This window comes from Aeromonas rivipollensis, assembly GCF_010974825.1.
GTDB classification, from domain to species: Bacteria; Pseudomonadota; Gammaproteobacteria; order Enterobacterales; family Aeromonadaceae; genus Aeromonas; species Aeromonas rivipollensis.
Map to the genome: position 1 here is coordinate 218,668 of NZ_JAAILA010000011.1, position 17,036 is coordinate 235,703.

Annotated in this window: 15 protein-coding genes and 1 pseudogene; 10 read left to right on the forward strand and 6 right to left on the reverse strand. The window is 60.5% G+C overall.

Annotation, left to right across the window (positions count from 1 at the left end):
- The first annotated feature begins 34 nt into the window (after positions 1-34).
- The 4 genes from G4923_RS08695 (at position 35) to G4923_RS08710 (ending at position 7,230) form a co-directional block, all read left to right on the forward strand.
- Positions 35-1,087, forward strand: a complete 1,053-nt coding sequence (locus G4923_RS08695; RefSeq protein ID WP_163136615.1) for an efflux RND transporter periplasmic adaptor subunit — start codon at positions 35-37, stop codon at positions 1,085-1,087.
- The gene (locus G4923_RS08700) at positions 1,087-4,224 is read left to right on the forward strand and encodes an efflux RND transporter permease subunit (protein ID WP_163136617.1); all 3,138 of its coding nucleotides are present in this window, start codon (positions 1,087-1,089) and stop codon (positions 4,222-4,224) included. Before G4923_RS08695 ends, G4923_RS08700 begins: the two co-directional genes overlap by 1 nt.
- A 94-nt stretch (positions 4,225-4,318) precedes the next feature.
- Positions 4,319-4,690: a hypothetical protein gene (locus G4923_RS08705; RefSeq protein WP_163136619.1), complete on the forward strand. Its 372-nt coding sequence runs from the start codon at positions 4,319-4,321 to the stop codon at positions 4,688-4,690.
- Positions 4,691-4,791: 101 nt separating this feature from the next.
- Positions 4,792-7,230: a YgiQ family radical SAM protein gene (locus G4923_RS08710; RefSeq protein ID WP_163136621.1), complete on the forward strand. Its 2,439-nt coding sequence runs from the start codon at positions 4,792-4,794 to the stop codon at positions 7,228-7,230.
- A gap of 130 nt (positions 7,231-7,360) precedes the next feature.
- On the opposite strand, the gene G4923_RS08715 is transcribed toward G4923_RS08710, so the two are convergent.
- Positions 7,361-8,170 carry a GIY-YIG nuclease family protein gene (locus G4923_RS08715; RefSeq protein WP_163136622.1) on the reverse strand — a complete coding sequence of 270 codons (810 nt, stop codon included), beginning with the start codon at positions 8,168-8,170 and terminating at the stop codon, positions 7,361-7,363.
- A gap of 307 nt (positions 8,171-8,477) precedes the next feature.
- Positions 8,478-8,897, reverse strand: a complete 420-nt coding sequence (locus G4923_RS08720; RefSeq protein ID WP_163136624.1) for a hypothetical protein — start codon at positions 8,895-8,897, stop codon at positions 8,478-8,480.
- Positions 8,898-9,272: 375 nt separating this feature from the next.
- On the opposite strand from G4923_RS08720, the gene G4923_RS08725 reads away from it, so the two are divergent.
- The gene (locus G4923_RS08725) at positions 9,273-9,500 is read left to right on the forward strand and encodes a hypothetical protein (RefSeq protein WP_163136626.1); all 228 of its coding nucleotides are present in this window, start codon (positions 9,273-9,275) and stop codon (positions 9,498-9,500) included.
- 116 nt (positions 9,501-9,616) lie between these two features.
- Here G4923_RS08725 and G4923_RS08730 read toward each other — a convergent pair whose 3' ends face one another.
- Entirely contained in the window at positions 9,617-10,120 is a 504-nt protein-coding gene (locus G4923_RS08730; RefSeq protein WP_163136628.1) for a DinB family protein, read from the reverse strand.
- Positions 10,121-10,291: 171 nt separating this feature from the next.
- On the opposite strand from G4923_RS08730, the gene G4923_RS08735 reads away from it, so the two are divergent.
- From G4923_RS08735 to aqpZ, 3 genes are all read left to right on the forward strand, one after another.
- Positions 10,292-11,200 carry a Gfo/Idh/MocA family protein gene (locus G4923_RS08735; RefSeq protein ID WP_163136630.1) on the forward strand — a complete coding sequence of 303 codons (909 nt, stop codon included), beginning with the start codon at positions 10,292-10,294 and terminating at the stop codon, positions 11,198-11,200.
- A 263-nt stretch (positions 11,201-11,463) separates the two neighbouring features.
- Entirely contained in the window at positions 11,464-11,985 is a 522-nt protein-coding gene (gene ruvC / locus G4923_RS08740) for a crossover junction endodeoxyribonuclease RuvC (protein WP_106886154.1), read from the forward strand.
- A 315-nt stretch (positions 11,986-12,300) separates the two neighbouring features.
- Positions 12,301-12,987, forward strand: coding sequence for an aquaporin Z (gene aqpZ / locus G4923_RS08745; RefSeq protein ID WP_025327805.1), 687 nt, complete (start codon positions 12,301-12,303; stop codon positions 12,985-12,987).
- Positions 12,988-13,230: 243 nt separating this feature from the next.
- Here the strand turns inward: aqpZ and G4923_RS21490 are convergent.
- A pseudogene (locus G4923_RS21490) lies at positions 13,231-13,348 on the reverse strand (lytic transglycosylase domain-containing protein); the annotation flags it as partial.
- 7 nt (positions 13,349-13,355) lie between these two features.
- The gene (locus tag G4923_RS08755) at positions 13,356-14,054 is read right to left on the reverse strand and encodes a lytic transglycosylase domain-containing protein (RefSeq protein ID WP_139744059.1); all 699 of its coding nucleotides are present in this window, start codon (positions 14,052-14,054) and stop codon (positions 13,356-13,358) included.
- 326 nt (positions 14,055-14,380) lie between these two features.
- Between G4923_RS08755 and G4923_RS08760 the strand changes: the two genes are divergently transcribed.
- Entirely contained in the window at positions 14,381-14,821 is a 441-nt protein-coding gene (locus G4923_RS08760; protein WP_289976245.1) for a GNAT family N-acetyltransferase, read from the forward strand.
- On the opposite strand, the gene G4923_RS08765 is transcribed toward G4923_RS08760, so the two are convergent.
- Complete coding sequence (locus G4923_RS08765; protein ID WP_161507403.1) at positions 14,812-15,363, reverse strand: YceB family lipoprotein; 552 nt, start codon at positions 15,361-15,363, stop codon at positions 14,812-14,814. The two genes, G4923_RS08760 and G4923_RS08765, sit on opposite strands and share 10 nt — an antisense overlap.
- A gap of 96 nt (positions 15,364-15,459) precedes the next feature.
- On the opposite strand from G4923_RS08765, the gene cls reads away from it, so the two are divergent.
- On the forward strand, positions 15,460-16,941 hold the full coding sequence (cls, locus tag G4923_RS08770) for a cardiolipin synthase (protein ID WP_106886158.1): 1,482 nt from the start codon (positions 15,460-15,462) through the stop codon (positions 16,939-16,941).
- Positions 16,942-17,036 lie beyond the last annotated feature (95 nt).

Here is a 17,036-nt window from a genome sequence, read left to right on the forward strand (position 1 = left end):
TTCTCCTTATCTCTTACCTTGCATGGATTGTTTGATGAAAATGCGCGTATGGCTGTGGCTTGTTCCTCTTCTCCTGCTGCTGGGAGCCGGCACCTGGTATTTCCGGCAGGCCAAACCGGTCAGCAAGCCCGAGCCCAGACAGGTCAACATCAGGGCGGAAACTGTCAGGCAGAGCCTGGCAGAGCCCTCCATCAAGCTGGTCAGCAAGCTGGCGGCCAATCGCTCCGTGGTGGTCAGCCCCGAGGTCACGGGGCGCATCGTCAGGATTGCGGTGCGCTCCGGTCAGCGGGTCAAGCAGGGGGAGCCCCTGATCGCCCTGGATGCGGGCAAGCAGCAGGCTGAACTTGCCGAGCAGAGTGCCAGCGTGCGCGACGAGAGCCGCAAGCTGCGGGACATGCGCCGCCTGGTGGCGCGCGGTGCCATCACCACCTCGGAGCTGGAAGGGCAGGAGGCGACAGTGGCCCAGGCCCAGGCCAGGGTCGACGCGGCGCGCTATGAGTTGTCATTGCGTACCCTGGCGGCCCCTTTCGATGGCACCGTCAGCCTGATCGATCTCAGCGAAGGGGCCCTGGTCAACAGCGGCGACGTGCTGCTTCACCTGGACGAGCTGGCCAGATTGCGGCTCGATCTGGCGGTGCCGGAGCGCTACCTCTCCCTCCTCAAACCTGGCATGACGGTGACGGCTACCAGCTCGGCCTGGCCGGATCAATCCTTCTCCGGCGTGCTGGAGACCCTCGACAGCCGCATCTCCAACGAAACCCAGAACATCAAGGCGCGGGTCATACTTCCCAACCCCGGCGGCCAGCTGAGGCCCGGCATGCTGATGAATGTAGATCTTTCCCTGCCTGCCCAGAAGATGACCCTGATCCCCGCCCAGTCGGTGGAGTATGCGGGGGAGCTTCGCTTCGTCTACCGCCTGGAGGCGGACGGCCGGGTGAAACGCATTCCGGTGGAGCTTGGGGATACCCATGGCGAGGAAGTGTGGGTGCTAAAGGGGCTGAACGTCGGCGATCGCATCGCGGTCGAGGGGCTGGTCAACCTGCGTGACGGCGCCCTGGTCCGTGATCTGACCGAGGTAAAAGGCTGATGTGGCTCTCCGATATGTCAGTGCGCCGCCCCCTGGTGGCGGTCGTCATCAGTGCCCTGCTCACCGTATTCGGCCTGGTGGCCTTCGCCAAGCTGACGGTGCGGGAGATGCCGGACGTGCAGACGCCGTCCGTCTCCATCACCACCACCTATGAGGGGGCCGCCCCCGAGGTGATGGAGAGCCAGGTCACCAAGCCCATCGAGGATCAGCTCTCCGGCATCAGCGGCATCAAGAACATCAACTCGGTGACCCGCAAGGGGCGCTCCTCCATCACTGTGGAGTTCAAGCTCGGCTGGAACATGCTGGAGGGCACCTCGGATGTGCGTGACGCCATCTCCCGCGCCCGGCCCAAGCTCCCGGACGAGGCGGACGAGCCCATGGTCACCAAGGACAACGGCAACGGCGACGTGGCTATCTGGCTCAACTTCAGCAGCACCCAGATGGACCGCACCGCCATGACAGACTACGTCAACCGCATGCTGGTCGACTCCCTGAGCCTGGTGGACGGGGTGAGCGAGGTGTCCCTCTCCGGTGACCTGACTCAGGTGATGTATGTGAGGCTGCGCCCCGCCGACATGGCGGCCCGTGGCATCACGGTGGCCGACGTGCAGGATGCCCTCAAGCGGGAGAACATAGAGCTGCCCGGGGGGGAGATCCGCAACAACAGCATGACGATGGCGGTGCAGATAGCCCGCCTCTACCACAGCGCCGAGGATTTTCGCGGCCTGCCGGTGAAGACGGCCGTCAATGGTCAGAGCATCTACCTGGCGGACATCGCCGATGTTGAGGTGGGGGCCAAGAATGAAGACAGCGCCTATCAGCGCAACGGCCGCGAGAGCTTAGGCATTGGCATAGTCGCGCAATCCACCGCCAACCCCCTGGCGGTGGCCCAGGGCATAGAGCGCAAGATGACAGAGATGCAGCGCTTCCTGCCAGCGGGGGCCACCCTGGAGGTGGACTATGACTCCACCGTCTTCATCAAGCAGGCCATCGACGAGGTGTACGAGACCCTCGCCATCTGCGCCCTGCTGGTGGTGGCCGTGCTCTACCTCTTCCTGGGGCAGGCGCGCACCACTCTCATTCCTGCTATTACGGTGCCGGTGTCGCTTATTTCGGCCTTCATCGGCGCCTGGTACCTCGGTTTTTCCATCAACCTCATCACCCTGCTGGCGCTCATTCTCGCCATCGGCCTGGTGGTGGACGACGCCATAGTGGTGGTGGAGAACATCCACCACCACCTGCAGCGGGGTGAATCTCCCCTGATGGCGGCCTGGCACGGCACCCGGGAGGTGGGCTTTGCCGTGGTGGCCACCACCGCCGTGCTGGTGATGGTGTTCGTGCCCATCGCCTTCATGGAGGGCATGGTCGGGCGACTCTTTACCGAGTTTGCCATCCTGCTATCGCTAGCCGTGCTCTTCTCCTCCCTGGTGGCGCTCACCCTGACCCCGGCCATGGGCTCCTGGCTGATGCGTGCCGTGGACAAGCCCAATGCCCTGACGGCGGCGCTGGATCGGGGCCTCGGCCGGGTGGAGACACAGTATCGCCGGTTGCTGGGCTGGGTGCTGCGCCGCTCCGTCTGGATGCCGCTGGTGCTGCTGCTCTGCCTTGGGGGCATAGGTGCCCTCTTTGGCAAGCTGCCCGCCAGCCTGACCCCGACCGAAGACCGGGGTGTCATCTATGTGTTCGTGAAAGGGGCAGAGGGCACCAGCATAGAGCGGATGAAGCGCAACATGCAGCAGGTGGAGGCCGCCATCATGCCGCTGCTCGGCAAGGGGGTGGTGCAGGCCATGAGCTTCAGCACCCCGGCCTTCGGGCGCGGTGGCGATCAGACCGGCATGGTCATCATCCAGCTCACCGACTGGGCTCTGCGGGACGAGACCGCTACCGAGTTTGGCCGTAGCTTGAGCGGGCGGCTGGCCGGCATTCCGGATGTGATGATCCGCACCTTCCAGCCAGGATTCAGAGGAGGCTCCACCGCCGCCGTGCAGTTCGTGCTGCAGGGCTCAGACTATGCGGAACTCTATCAGCAGGGGCTGGCGCTGCAACAGGCCGCCGGCCAGAGCGGATTGATGCTGACCCCGGATCTCGACTACGCCGAGAAGACCCCTGAGCTGCAGGTGACCATAGAGCGGGAGCGGGCCAGCCAGCTCGGCATACCTGTCTCCACAGTAGCCAGCTCCCTGCAGGCCCTGCTCGGCGGCGTCAGCCAGACCACCTATGTGGACAGGGGGGAGGAGTATGACGTCTACCTGAGGGCCAACCAGACCCAGTTCAACGGCATCTCGGACGTCAGCCGCATCTATCTCAAGGCCGCCAATGGCGAGATGGTGAGCCTCTCCACCCTGGCCACAGTCACCCAGGTGGCGAGCCCGCAGCGGCTCAACCACTACCAGCGTCAGAAGGCGATTGCCCTGACCGCAGACGTGGCCCCCGGCCACACCCTGGGGGAGGCGCTCGACTTCCTCGATGGCTGGGCAGGGGAGCATCTGCCGAGCGGCATGACGGTGGATTACGCCGGTGAGTCCAAGGATTATCGCGACAACCAGGGGGAGATGGTGATGGTGTTCGGCCTCGCCCTGCTGGTGGTCTACCTGGTGCTGGTGGCGCAGTTCGAGAGCCTGCTGACCCCGACCGTGGTGATGGTAACTGTGCCGCTTGGCATCTTCGGCGGCCTGCTCGGCCTCTGGCTGACGGGACAGGAGCTGAGCATCTACAGCCAGATAGGGATGATCATGCTGATCGGCATGGTGACCAAGAACGGCATCCTCATAGTGGAGTTCATCAACCAGCTGCGCCAGCGGGGGGAATCCTTCGAGGAGGCCATCATAGCCGCCTCGGTGCGCCGTCTGCGGCCCATACTGATGACCTCACTCACCGCCATCATAGGTGCCGTGCCCCTGATGGTCTCCATGGGGGCGGGATATGAGAGCCGGATGGCTGTGGGGACCGTGGTCTTCTTCGGGTTGTCGCTCGCGACCCTGGTCACCCTGCTGATAGTGCCGGCCATCTATCACCTGATCGCCAGACGGGCGGGGATGACGGGGGCGCGGGATCTGCTGGTGGACGAGGCGTTGGCCGAGGGGAACGCCCGGGTCAGCGAGGCCGCCCCCGAGAGCCGGGACAAGCCGGCGGCCTGATCCTGCCCCCCATCCGGGGGGCGGGATGCAAAAGAGGTGGCGGCTTAGGCCGGGCTGGTTAGCATATGACCAGTTCCCACAGGGGTCATCCTTCATGCTGCCATCCGCCATCTACGAGCCGTTGCCTTTTCTCTATCTGGGCAGCGGCTTGCTGCTGTTGAGCCTTGCCGGGCAGCCTGCGCTGCTGCTGGCCGGGCTGGCCTTCTATCTGGCCGGGTCGCTCGCCTGGTTCAGGCGAAGTGCCCATCGCAGGCCAGACAAGTCGCGCCAGCCACGGCGGCGAGGTTGGCCGCAGTGGCTCTACGAGAGTCGCCCTTTCGCCCTCATCCTGCTGGGCCTGTTGATGCTGCGCCTCGCCACTCACCCCATCTTCCTGGCGCCAGCCTTCATCTGGTGCCTGCTCGGCGGCTATCAGCTGCTGCTGCGCCACCACCACAGGTTTATGCCGGCCCGCCCCTCTCTCTGAGGGCGGCCGCTTCTCCCCTTGTTCTATGGGGGCAAAAAGCCATCGCCCCCGCCTGTCTCTGCCGGTATAATGCGCGACCCGAATTGTTCCAGGTGTTCAAAATGCAGCCGGTTACCCACCTTTTCTCCTATCCCCGCTACTGGGCCGAGTGCTACGGCACTGCGCCCTTCCTGCCCATGTCCAGAGCGGAGATGGACAAGCTCGGCTGGGACAGCTGTGACATAGTCCTGGTGACCGGTGACGCCTACGTGGATCACCCGAGTTTCGGCATGGCGGTTATCGGCCGCATGCTGGAGTCCCAGGGCTTTCGGGTCGGCATCATCGCCCAGCCGGACTGGTCATCCAAGGATGACTTCATGCGCCTGGGCAAGCCGAACCTCTTCTACGGGGTGACCGCGGGCAACATGGACTCCATGATCAACCGCTACACCTCCGACAAGAAGCTGCGCCACGACGACGCCTACACCCCGGGGGATGTGGGCGGCAAGCGGCCGGATCGCGCCACCCTGGTCTACACCCAGCGCTGCAAGGAGGCCTTCAAGGAGGTCCCCGTGGTCATAGGTGGCATAGAGGCGTCCCTTCGCCGTATCGCCCACTACGACTACTGGTCCGAGACCATACGTCGCTCCATCCTGCTGGACGCCAAGGCCGACATCCTCATCTACGGCAACGCCGAGCGGCCCCTCATCGAGGTGGCGCACCGCATCGCCAACGGCGAGACCATCGACACCATGCAGGACATTCGCGGCACCGCCGTGATCCGCAAGGAGCCGCTGCCGGGCTGGCGCGGGGTGGATTCGAGCAAGCTGGATCAGATTGGCCGCATCGACCCCATCATGAACCCCTATATGGAAGGGGCGCCTTGCTCGGATGACGAAGGCACGGCGCCGGTGGAGCAGGAGGCCAAGCCGGTATTGGTGCAGCCGCCGAAGCAGAAGCCGTGGGAGAAAACCTATGTGAAGCTGCCGGCGTTCGAACGGGTGAAGGAAGACAAGGTGCTCTACGCCCATGCGTCGCGCATCCTGCACCACGAGACCAATCCGGGTTGTGCCCGCGCGCTCTCCCAGGCCCACGGCGATCGCATCATCTGGGTCAACCCGCCTGCCTTCCCGCTGGAAACCGACGAGATGGACGGCGTGTTCGGCCTGCCTTATCAGCGGGTGCCGCACCCGGCCTATGGCAAGGAGAAGATCCCGGCCTACGAGATGATCAAGACCTCGGTCAACATCATGCGCGGCTGCTTCGGTGGCTGCTCCTTCTGCTCCATCACCGAGCACGAGGGGCGCATCATCCAGAGCCGCTCGGAAGAGTCGATCATCAAAGAAATCGAAGAGATCCGCGACAAGGTGCCGGGCTTTACCGGCGTCATCTCGGATCTCGGCGGCCCCACCGCCAACATGTACAAGCTGCGTTGCAAGAGCCCCAAGGCCGAGCAGACCTGTCGCCGCGCCTCCTGTGTCTGGCCGACCATCTGCCCGCACATGGACACCGACCATACCCCGACCATCGATCTCTATCGCAAGGCGCGGGATGTGAAGGGCATCAAGAAAATACTGATCGCCTCCGGGGTGCGCTACGACATAGCGGTGGAAGATCCGCGCTACATCAAGGAGCTGGCCAAGTACCACGTCGGTGGCTACCTGAAGATCGCGCCCGAGCACACCGAGGAGGGCCCGCTCTCCAAGATGATGAAGCCGGGCATGGGCAGCTACTACAGCTTCAAGGAGCTGTTCGACAAGTATTCCAAAGAGGCGGGCAAGCAGCAGTACCTGATCCCCTACTTCATCTCGGCCCACCCGGGCACCACGGATGAAGACATGGTGAACATGGCGCTCTGGGTCAAGACCAACAGCTTCAAGCTGGATCAGGTGCAGAACTTCTACCCGTCGCCGCTCGCCAACGCCACCACCATGTATTACACCGAGAAAAACCCCCTCAACAAGGTGAGCCGCCAGGGCGGGGATGTGTTCGTGGTGAAAGGAGAGCGTCGTCGTCGCCTGCACAAGGCGCTGCTGCGTTACCACGATCCGGCTGGCTGGCCCATGATCCGCGAAGCCCTGCTCGAGATGGGCAAGGGCCACCTCATCGGTAACGGCCCCAACTGCCTGGTGCCGCCGGAAGGGCGCGGCGAAGCCAAGGCCGAGCGCAGCATCAACAAGGGGCTGAAACCGGCCCTGACCCGCCATAGCGCCATCACCCATCAGCGCAGCAATGGGGCTGGCAATAAGGCCACTGGCGGTAAGGGTGCAGGCGCGCAAGGGGCCGCCGCCGCCCAAGGCAAGCCTCGCAGCGACACCCCTGCCGCCAGCAAGGGTGGCAAGGCGGGTAATGGCAAGCCAGTAGGCTCCCAGCTCAGCAAAGGGGCTGGCAACGGCAAACCCGCCGCTCAAGGGGTAGCTCAAGGCAAACCGGCTGGCAAACCCGCCCATAAGGGCAAGGCCCCGACTCGTGCTGGCTCCGCCAAGCCGGGTGCCAAAGCGGTAGCCCATGGCGGCAAGCCCGCGGCCAAAGGCAATGGCGCCAAGCGACCGGCAAGGTGATATTCCTGATTTGGGAAGTGATATAAAATAAAAAGGGCGACCAGATGGTCGCCCTTGTCTATATCAGAACTTGATTTTTATATTATGGCTTAGTACCAGAGACTCAATACATATAATTTGTCTTAGGTGTTTAGTTTCTGTTGTAGCCAAAAGCATTGGTTTGAAGTGCTCTCTTCCAGTATTGCTCTCGATTTCTAATTGTTTCGTCGTCTGTTCTCATTGAGCGAAATTCTAGTATTGAAAACTGAAAGTTTGTACGTGCGTGCTCGAACCCATAGGCATTAATCAGCTTTGTTAATTCCTCATTTCCTCCGTGACCTGTACTGATATAAGAAGCCCACCTTGACCAAATGCCAGTGTCACCATAAGCAGAACCAACGTATTTCTTCCCATTGCTTTTATCTACTATCAGATAGACACCTTTTACATTTTCAAGGGCAGCCTTCCAGTCAGGCTTACTTTGCTTGATAATTGCTTCAATTTGTGAAAAGCCATGCTCAACATTTTCGTATCCACAGAATGCTTCACCTTCAAATGTCTTTTCGAAAAGTTGTGCGATTTTTAGCTCGTTGAAATGATTTTCGAGATAAAAGGCTCGTCCTCTCACACCTGGACCGGGATAGTTAAGAAGGAGACGTCCAATGTATTCATGGTGAAGGTCACATAGTTGAACTGTATATGACTCAGAGTTGCGATGGGTGACTTCGAAAATCCCACCAAAGAGCCATTTATCGGACTGATGATAATATCGAATTAAGCTGAATATATATTTTCTACTAAAATCGTTGCGGCTGCCGCGCCAACTATTCCAACCCTTCCATTCATCCGGGTCTCGAACAAAAACATCCAGTGGTTGCTCTTCACCATTCCAAACAGCAAAATGAATTTTGTACTCACTAAGATTATCTATGGGAAGTATTTTACTGGCAGAAATATCCATCGCCGCTCCGAAAGGTAAATATGTCTATAATACGCATGTTAATTCGTTATCTCATGACAATCGGGCCTAGGTAAGCAGATTCTCTTGTGTGCTAAGTTTTACTTGGACAGGGACTCTGGGACACCAACCTTTTTGCTGCAAGCATCAGCTTGAATCCACTCCCCCTAATCGTTTCAGCAAGCAAGCTGATAGCTGCTTGTTCCAAAGGCGGGGGTCTAAATTAATAGCTGCAGAGATATAGTAGGGAGAGCACGGGGCTCATTCCTGTGCCATTTTTATATGATACTTAAGTTAGGTTGAGCTATAGCTATTCCTTGTCCAAGCTTTGTTCAACGTCTCCGTCAGGTTGATTCCATCCCTTAAAACGATAGATTCGCTTTGTTACCTGATGACCTTCACCACCTAGACCAAGGGTTCCTGTCTGTTTCTTCTGATCTAAAGATAGGCCGAGAGTACCTTTTCCTGATAAGTCATAATATTCTTCTATTTCGACCTCTTCAGCATTGTCGATACGTCTTGCGATTGCTAGCTCTTGAGCTACTCTGGCCTGCTGTTGTGCAAACCGCATTTGAATGGTTTGTTTTGTGGCCTCATCTTCCAGCTCCGCAACGCCTTTCTCAGATGCGCTCGAAATTAATTGTGACCCTTTCTCTGCTAATTCTGCAACTAAACCAGCTATTGGGCTCACTTGCCATATGACGCTTTTAGTTTTTAACCAAGTAGACATAACATTCCTCAACTATAGAAATCTGTAACATCCACTTTTTGAGCAAGGTGTAACGCTACCAAATCTCACGCTACCGCCCGTGGATGACAGCTTCCAACATGCTTCATTGATCAGCGGGGCAGCAACCCATCGCAGCTCAACAGGTTCGATAGTCATGCTAAGCCAAACGAAGCCGCTTATGCGAGCATGAAAATTGATGTAACCATCAGAAAGTTATCGTTTTTTGAACTGCGTCATCAAAGCGCATAGCAAGACGCAATCAAAAGCGGCCAGGTGACAGTGACTTTGCTATCTTGGCGGCTGATTTAAGGGGGAGGAGATAATGACCTCTTCCCCATACATATTGCAGCGGTCATCCCCGACAGGAGTGAGCAGATGGCGATTAAAACGAGATCCAGAAGAGAGAAGATTGGCAGCGGGCTCGGGCTGGTGCTCGGGATCATTGCCTTCAACCTCATGGTGCCCCTGCTGTTTGAGAAGCAGGCGAACTTTGATTTCAACCAGCTGCTCTGGGCTGTGGTCAGCGCCATGATCTGCTCCGAGTTGGGGGCCAGAGTGGGTAAATGGCTGGATACCAAAGAGCAGGCCAAATCGGCAGAGTAGCGAGAGTGGGAAGTGGCAGACCCTAAATCACTATGGGGGACGGCTATCTGTGCTGGTTACACAAGAAGGGCGACATCAGTCGCCCTTCTTGTTTTTGCGAGCAGCATTTTTGTCGATCAGCCACCCCGTCGCCCGGGTTCGCTGCGATGCAAGAAGGTGGTCAGGGTGTCGCGCGGCGGCGTGATGCCGCACTGCACCAGAATGCGCCCGATCGCCCCCCTGTGATAACCGCCGTGGGTGACCAGATGCAGCAGCATCTCCTCGCGGCTCATCCGCCCCTTGTCACCATCCACAAAGTTGAACGAGAGAACGGCCTCGCCATCCGCCTGGCTCAGTCTGGCAACGTATGCCAGATACCAGCCATCCAGTTCGCCGATGGCGGTGCGCAGCGCCGCCAGGGTCGGCGTCTCCGGTGTATTGGTGGCACTGAAGCCGTGCCGTTCCCCCAGCAGATTGGCCTTGAAGATGGCATCGACCACATGGATATGGTTGAAGATGCGCAGGGCATTGTGGTGCGCCTCGGGATATTGCAGTTGGTCCAGGGTGGCGAGGGCATCCAGCAGTTCGCCATTGGCCCAGGCCTTGTAGCGAAACAGAGAGTGAAGGGGCGAGTGGTTCATGGTCTTCCTTGATGGGGTCAGCGCGGGAAGAGGGCATCTTAGCCAGCCGATGGCAGCAAGAAAACTCCCCACCTGACGGGGTCGGTGACCGGCCAGTGTGCAGGGCATTGGATGTGCCCGGTGCGAGTGAGATGTTACCCTGTGCCATCGCACTCATGACAAGGAGTTCCCATGCGCATTGCCCTGATTGGCCTCGGTGATATCGCCCAGAAGGCCTATCTGCCGCTGCTCGCGAGCGACGAGCGAGTCACCCCGCTGCTCTGCACCCGCAATCCCCAAGTGCTGGACAAGCTGGCCCGCCAGTACCGGATCGCCGAGTGCTTTACCGAGGTGGAGGCGCTGCTTGCGAGCCGCCCGGACGCCGTGATGATCCACGCCGCCACCGCCGTACATGGCAAGCTGGCGGAGCAGTGCCTGCGCGCAGGCATCCCCACCTTTGTCGACAAGCCGCTCTGTGACAACGCCGCCGAGGTGGAGGCGCTGGCCAACCTAGCTATGGCGCAGGATTGCCCGCTGTTTGTGGGCTTCAACCGCCGCTATCTTCCTGCCATGAGCGAAGCCCGCAGCCAGCCGCTCACCGAGCTTCACTGGCAGAAACACAGGCATGCCCTGCCTGGGCTGCCGCGTCAGTTCCTGTTCGACGACTTTATCCATGTGCTCGACAGTCTCTGCTTTTATGGCGGTCTGCCGAGCGGAGATCTCCACGCTGTGCTGAGGCGAAGCCCCCAGCAGCCCGAGCTGCTGGCCGGAGTGAGCGTCGCCTGGCAGAGCGGGCAGGTGGCGGTGAGCGGCAGCATGAACCGTAGCGCCGGCCTCACCGAGGAGCGCATCGATGCCTATGGCGACAATCTGTCGCTCCACCTGGAGAACTGCACCCGGGGCACCCTGGCCCAGGGCAAGGTGGTGCAGACCCTGGCCCCCGATGACTGGCAGCCGGTGCTGGCGAGCCGGGGATTCGTTGCGATGCTGGATCACTGGTATCAGCAAATTGAAACGGGCAAGGCAGATGGGGGACTTATCGAGAGCTATCTGCACAGCCACCGGCTGGCGGAGCGACTGGTGGATCTGGCGGGGGAGTGAGCCCGGCTTGCCCTTCCCATGGGCTGCCGATGGACAGCAGGGGCGAGAAAACAACCGAAGTACTGTACAAGATGACGCATCCCTGCGCGGTTGGCAGGGGAGGGCGCCGCCGCGCGAGCCAAGGGGACGCTTGTTTGCTATCTTGGCGCCCATGAAAGATCTGCAGAGCAACAGAGTGTGATGAGCAACGTTTCGCAAATGGCGCCGGGTTTGCCACGGGCCGGTGATGAGCGCCCGGTCGCGGCGCACAAGGTGATCCCTTCATGAGCATTATTCTGGGTATAGACCCCGGTTCGCGGATCACCGGCTACGGCGTCATCCGCATAGTCGCGGGCAAGGCGGAGTATCTGGGCTCCGGTTGCATTCGCACCGACCTGGGCGAGCTGCCGTCACGCCTCAAGCAGGTGTATGACGGGGTGAGCGAGATCATCACCCAGTTCAAGCCCGATGACTTCGCCATAGAGCGGGTCTTCATGGCCCGCAACGCCGATTCCGCCTTGAAGCTAGGTCAGGCGCGGGGCAGCGCCATAGTGGCGGCGGTCAACGCCCTGCTGCCGGTGAGCGAATACTCGGCGACCCAGATCAAGCAGGCGGTAGTGGGCACGGGGGGGGCAGCCAAGGAGCAGGTACAGCATATGGTGACCCATCTGCTCAAGCTCTCTGCCACCCCTCAGGCGGATGCGGCGGATGCCCTCGGGGTGGCGCTCTGCCACTTCCACACCCGCCAGAGCCTCATCAAGATGGCGGGGCGTGCCACCAGCTCGGTGCGTGGCCGTTACCGCTGATCCCCAGACGGGCTCTGCGAGGACGCCCCACCGCGCCTGGCACAAGCCTGTTGCCCGGCGTGCTGTTGTCAAAAGCGCTGATTGGGTCACAGGCTGTCGCACTATCAGGGGGGACTCTGATGAGAAATGGGGGCGACTCGGGTGCAGAAGCTCCCGTTTAATCAACAACTTGTGACTCACGTCACACATTTTGCGTAAATAAAGCCGGCTTCGTCTTACTCCACCACACTCCCATAATATGGCGCCTGTTGAATAGCAGTGTCCGTATGAGCCTTTTCCAGGCTCCTGTTCTAGTCATCATCGGGAGATATGAGAGTGAAACCATTTGCAGCTGAATTTATGGGCACCTTCTGGCTGGTGCTGGGGGGCTGTGGCAGTGCCGTGCTGGCTGCCGCTTTCCCGAATGTGGGGATAGGCCTGCTGGGTGTGGCTCTGGCGTTCGGTCTGACCGTGCTGACCATGGCCTTCGCCATAGGTCACATCTCTGGTTGTCACCTGAACCCGGCCGTGACCCTGGGTCTGTGGGCCGGTGGCCGTTTCCCGGCATCGGGTGTCGTGCCTTACATCGTGGCTCAGGTCCTTGGCGGGATCGCGGCGGGCGGTGTGCTCTATGTGATCGCCAGCGGCCAGGCCGGATTTGACGTGAGCGCCGGCTTTGCCTCCAACGGTTATGGTGAGCACTCACCGGGCGGTTACAGCCTGCTGGCGGCACTGGTGTGTGAAGTGGTGATGACCGGCTTCTTCCTGTTCGTCATCATGGGGGCCACCGACAGCCGTGCACCGGCGGGCTTTGCCCCCATCGCCATCGGTCTGTGCCTGACCCTTATCCACCTCATCAGCATTCCGGTGACCAACACCTCGGTGAACCCGGCTCGCAGCACGGGTGTGGCACTGTTCGTGGGTGACTGGGCCGTCAGTCAGCTCTGGCTGTTCTGGGTCGCTCCCATCGTCGGTGCCATTCTGGGGGCATTGGCCTATCGCGTGATCGCCACCAAAGAGTGAGCTGTTACTGAACTATGTGTGGTATCGACACGCCTGCGGGCGTGTTTTTTTGTTTCTGGAGGGCAGCAAAACCGGGATAACCTCGGTTTTTCTTTTTCTAAGGTAGAGGATGAGGGGATCATAAACCCCGGGCGCTCAACATCTCTTTATCGCGCTGGTGCAGCAGCTTGACCCGTGCCACCTAGTCCCGGGTTTCGGCAAGAATGGGAGGGGATGCCGCCGTGCTTGTGTCTTGCAAAGGACTTACAGGCCCCGGGCGCTCAGCATCTCTTTATAGCGCTGATGCAGCAGCTTGACCCGCGCCACCTAGGCTCGGGTTTCGGTATGGATGGGAGGGGATGCCGCCGTGCTTGTGTCTTGCAAAGGGCTTACAGGCCTCGGGCGCTCAGCATCTCTTTATAGCGCTGGTGCAGCAGCTTGACCCGCGCCACATAGGCCCGGGTTTCGGCATAGGGCGGTATGCCACCGTGTTTTTGCACCGCACCGGCCCCGGCGTTGTAGGCGGCCGTGGCCAGGGCAACATTGCCGTCATACTGCTTGAGCAGGCCCGCCAGGTATTTCACCCCGCCGAAGATATTCTGCTCGGCCATCAGGGCATTGCCGACCCCGAGCTCGCGGGCGGTCGCCGGCATCAGCTGGGTCAGCCCCATGGCCCCCTTGCGGGAGACGGCCAGCGGGTTGAAGGCGGATTCTGCGTGGATCAGCGCCCGGATGAGGGCAGGCTCCACCTGATAGGTCTTGGCCGCCGCCTGTATGGTGCTGGCATAGTCGTAGAGGAAGAGGCCAGTGGTGCGCCAGTTGACCCTGGAGGCGGGATCGCAGGCGTAGCAGTCGTTGAACAGCAGCAGCTCGTAATGACCCTGCTCCGGCATCATGTCGGAATAGCGCACCACACCGTTCTTTTGCACCGACTTGTAGACCTGGATCTGGCGCGCGGCGGGGGGCGGTGCGGGCTCTGCCACCTTGGGTGACGGGATCGACTCGGATGTCAGGACCACCACCTCGGCCGGTGGCGGCGTCTGACTCCAGGCACTGAGGGGGAACAGCAAAATGGCTCCCAGCAACATCCATGCTTTCAACGGCTTGCTCCTTAAGCCTTGTTAGCCACGTTGAGTAAAGCATCCGTGGCGAGGCAGAACAAGGGCCCCGACGAGGAGTCGCAATAAATGCCCGGGCAGAGGGGGCCACTGGCTCCCCGAGGCGGGTGCCGCAGCCTCGCAAGAGGCAATGGACGACGCCGCAACTCCCCAGCTGGCTATTGGCTTTTTTGTAAGTTAAAGGCGTGTTATCTTGCAGTTGCTCCACTCTGGTCTGATCTCTTCGTGGGGCCGGTTGATAGGGCAAGAGAGGGCCAGGTGGCCAGAGCGAAATGGGTATGAGAAGCAGGCGGGCGATGGAGCTCAGATTCGAAGAGTACTGTGATGCGGATCTTTCCCTGATCAGGGACTATTACGAGACGACGTTTTCCCACTATGTGCCGGATCTGGCCGAACGGATCTTCGTGGTACGGGATGCCCATTGGCTGGTGGGGGCCGTGCGCCTGCGCGACGAACAGGACTATTACCACCTGTGCGGTTTCCGGTTGTTGCCGCACTACCAGTCACTGGGGCTGGGCTCCCGGTTGCTGCAGCACGCCTGCAGCGATCTGCTGGACAAGCCCGTGATCTGCCACGCCTTGCCCTTCGAGAAACCCTTCTACCTCAAGGCGGGCTTTGCCCACCTTCCCCTGCATGAACTCGACGGACCGCTTCATACCCTCTATCACCAGCAGCGCGAACAGGGTTACCAGATCGAGCTGCTGGTGCGTCAGGCGACAGCCACTGTCTACAACTGATCCTTCGGCTTGGTCAGCAGGCGGATCTTGCCCGGTGACAGCTCCAGCCCCAGCAGATTCTCTTTCAGCCAGGCCTGGTTGGGATCCTTGTCGTCGAGCTTGTAAACGGGCTGGGTCTCCAGCCGCTTCTCCATGCTCTGCAGCAGCATCCTCAGCATGAAACCGAACTTCTGCTCGGCCGCCGCGGGCTCCAGCTTGTAGTCAATCAACTTCATGTTGTCGAGGAAGAGCGCGCTCTGGGCCTTGTCGTAGCGCGGCCTCGCCTCATAGGTCATGTTCAGCAGGGCATCGTACTGGGTCTGGTCCGGCAGGGAGATCTTCAGCTTGCCCTTGCCAAAGACCCTGGCGGTATCCGGGCTCTGGCGGCCGATCTGGACATCGCTCTGCTCGAGCTGGACATGGGCCTTGATGATGCCGGGCAACTCCAGCTGTTTGTCGACTTGCACCTGGGATTGCAGGTACTGGTTTATCTGTTGCTCATTGATGTCATATGAGCCTTGACCTAGCATGGCCAGACTCAGCAGCATAGATTGCAGGATCATGCTAACGACCTGATAGAATGGGTTTGTCCCACAGCATACCATTGTGGCCCTGTGGGATCTGCCCATGCCCTTTGTTCATTACACCAAGGAGTCGTCTTGCTCGACGGTCTGGAATACGACATTCAGTTGCTGTTCTCCCGCTTTCTCGGCTGGCTGTTGCTGTTGTTTCACACCGTGATAGTGGCGGGGATCTCCCTGCGAGTGGTGATGAAGCGGCGCCCCATAGGGGTATCCCTCGCCTGGCTGGCGCTCATCTATGCCATCCCGTTTGCCGGGGTCGGCTTCTATGTGCTGTTTGGGGAGATACGGCTCGGCCGCAAGCGAGCCGAACGTGCCCAGGCCATGTACCGCCCTTACGCCATCTGGATCCGCCAGCTCGCCCGCCTCTTTCCCCAGCACTGCTGCGAGGTGGGCAGCAAGGCGCGCCCGCTTCATGATCTGATCCAGGGGCGGCTGGCCATGCCCATGCTCTCGGGCAACCGGATGACGCTGCTGCACAAGCCCGACACCATCATTCAGGAGATAGTGCGCGACATCCGCGGCTCCTCCCAGTCCTGCTACCTGGAGTTCTACATCTGGCATCCCGGCGGGGACGTGGATGCGGTGTGCGAGGCCCTTGTCGAGGTGGCGGCGCGCGGCGTGGATTGTCGCGTGTTGCTCGATTCCGTCGGCAGCAAGACCTTCTTCCGCTCCGGCTGGCCTAAGTCGCTGCGGGCGGCCGGGGTCAAGGTGGTGGAGGTGCTGCCGGTGGGGGCCTGGCGCATCCCGTTCCAGCGCCAGGACTTGCGCATGCACCGCAAGCTGGTGGTGATAGATGACAGGGTCGGTTACACCGGCTCCATGAACATGGTGGATCCCCGCTTCTTCAAGCAAGATGCCGGTGTCGGTCAGTGGGTCGACATCATGATCCGGGTGCAGGGGCCAGTGGTGCCCCTGATGTGGTCCACTTTCGTCTGGGACTGGGAGATGGAGACCGGCGAGCGGCTGCTCGACAGCCTGCAGCACGAACCCGAGGCCTGGCCGCAAACCAACTATCGGGCCCAACTCATCCCCTCAGGCCCCTTCGTCGGCGGTGACTGCATCCAGCAGAGCCTGCTGCTGGCCATCTACCAGGCGCGCCACCACCTGGTGCTGACCACCCCCTATTTCGTACCGGACGACCCCCTGGCGGCGGCGCTCTCCTCGGCTGCGGCGCGGGGCGTGCTGGTGCAGCTGGTACTGCCGGCGCGCAACGACTCCCTGATGGCCAACCACGCGAGCAACTCCTTCATGGAGGATCTGCTGGCGGCCGGGGTCGAAATTTACCGCTATGATGCCGGTCTGCTGCACACCAAGAGCGTGCTGGTGGACGATGACTTCGCCCTGGTGGGTACGGTCAACCTCGACAGACGCAGCCTCTGGCTCAATTTCGAGATCACCCTGCTCATCGACAACCCGGTGTTTGTCGCCGAGATGAATCAGCTGGTGCAGGGCTACATGCTGGAGGCGACCCCCATGTCGCTGACCCAGTGGCGGGCCCGCCCCTGGTACAAAAAATTGCTGGAGAACATCTTCTACCTGTTCAGCCCCTTGCTGTGACAGTCGAGAATGGGCCATGAGCCGGGATCTGGCTTGCTTGTGTTCCCATACTCCCCGTAGAGTGCGCCTATGCACCCGCCATAGAAAAATCAGGA

Coding starts and splice junctions, on each gene's coding strand:
- G4923_RS08725 (WP_163136626.1), top strand. CDS start 9,273: ATGGCGATTAAAACGAGATCCAGAAGAGAGAAGATTGGCAGCGGGCTC.
- G4923_RS08710 (WP_163136621.1), top strand. CDS start 4,792: ATGCAGCCGGTTACCCACCTTTTCTCCTATCCCCGCTACTGGGCCGAG.
- G4923_RS08765 (WP_161507403.1), bottom strand. CDS start 15,363: ATGATCCTGCAATCTATGCTGCTGAGTCTGGCCATGCTAGGTCAAGGC.
- G4923_RS08760 (WP_289976245.1), top strand. CDS start 14,381: ATGGAGCTCAGATTCGAAGAGTACTGTGATGCGGATCTTTCCCTGATC.
- G4923_RS08735 (WP_163136630.1), top strand. CDS start 10,292: ATGCGCATTGCCCTGATTGGCCTCGGTGATATCGCCCAGAAGGCCTAT.
- G4923_RS08695 (WP_163136615.1), top strand. CDS start 35: ATGAAAATGCGCGTATGGCTGTGGCTTGTTCCTCTTCTCCTGCTGCTG.
- G4923_RS08720 (WP_163136624.1), bottom strand. CDS start 8,897: ATGTCTACTTGGTTAAAAACTAAAAGCGTCATATGGCAAGTGAGCCCA.
- G4923_RS08715 (WP_163136622.1), bottom strand. CDS start 8,170: ATGGATATTTCTGCCAGTAAAATACTTCCCATAGATAATCTTAGTGAG.
- ruvC (WP_106886154.1), top strand. CDS start 11,464: ATGAGCATTATTCTGGGTATAGACCCCGGTTCGCGGATCACCGGCTAC.
- G4923_RS08705 (WP_163136619.1), top strand. CDS start 4,319: ATGCTGCCATCCGCCATCTACGAGCCGTTGCCTTTTCTCTATCTGGGC.
- G4923_RS08755 (WP_139744059.1), bottom strand. CDS start 14,054: ATGTTGCTGGGAGCCATTTTGCTGTTCCCCCTCAGTGCCTGGAGTCAG.
- G4923_RS08730 (WP_163136628.1), bottom strand. CDS start 10,120: ATGAACCACTCGCCCCTTCACTCTCTGTTTCGCTACAAGGCCTGGGCC.
- G4923_RS08700 (WP_163136617.1), top strand. CDS start 1,087: ATGTGGCTCTCCGATATGTCAGTGCGCCGCCCCCTGGTGGCGGTCGTC.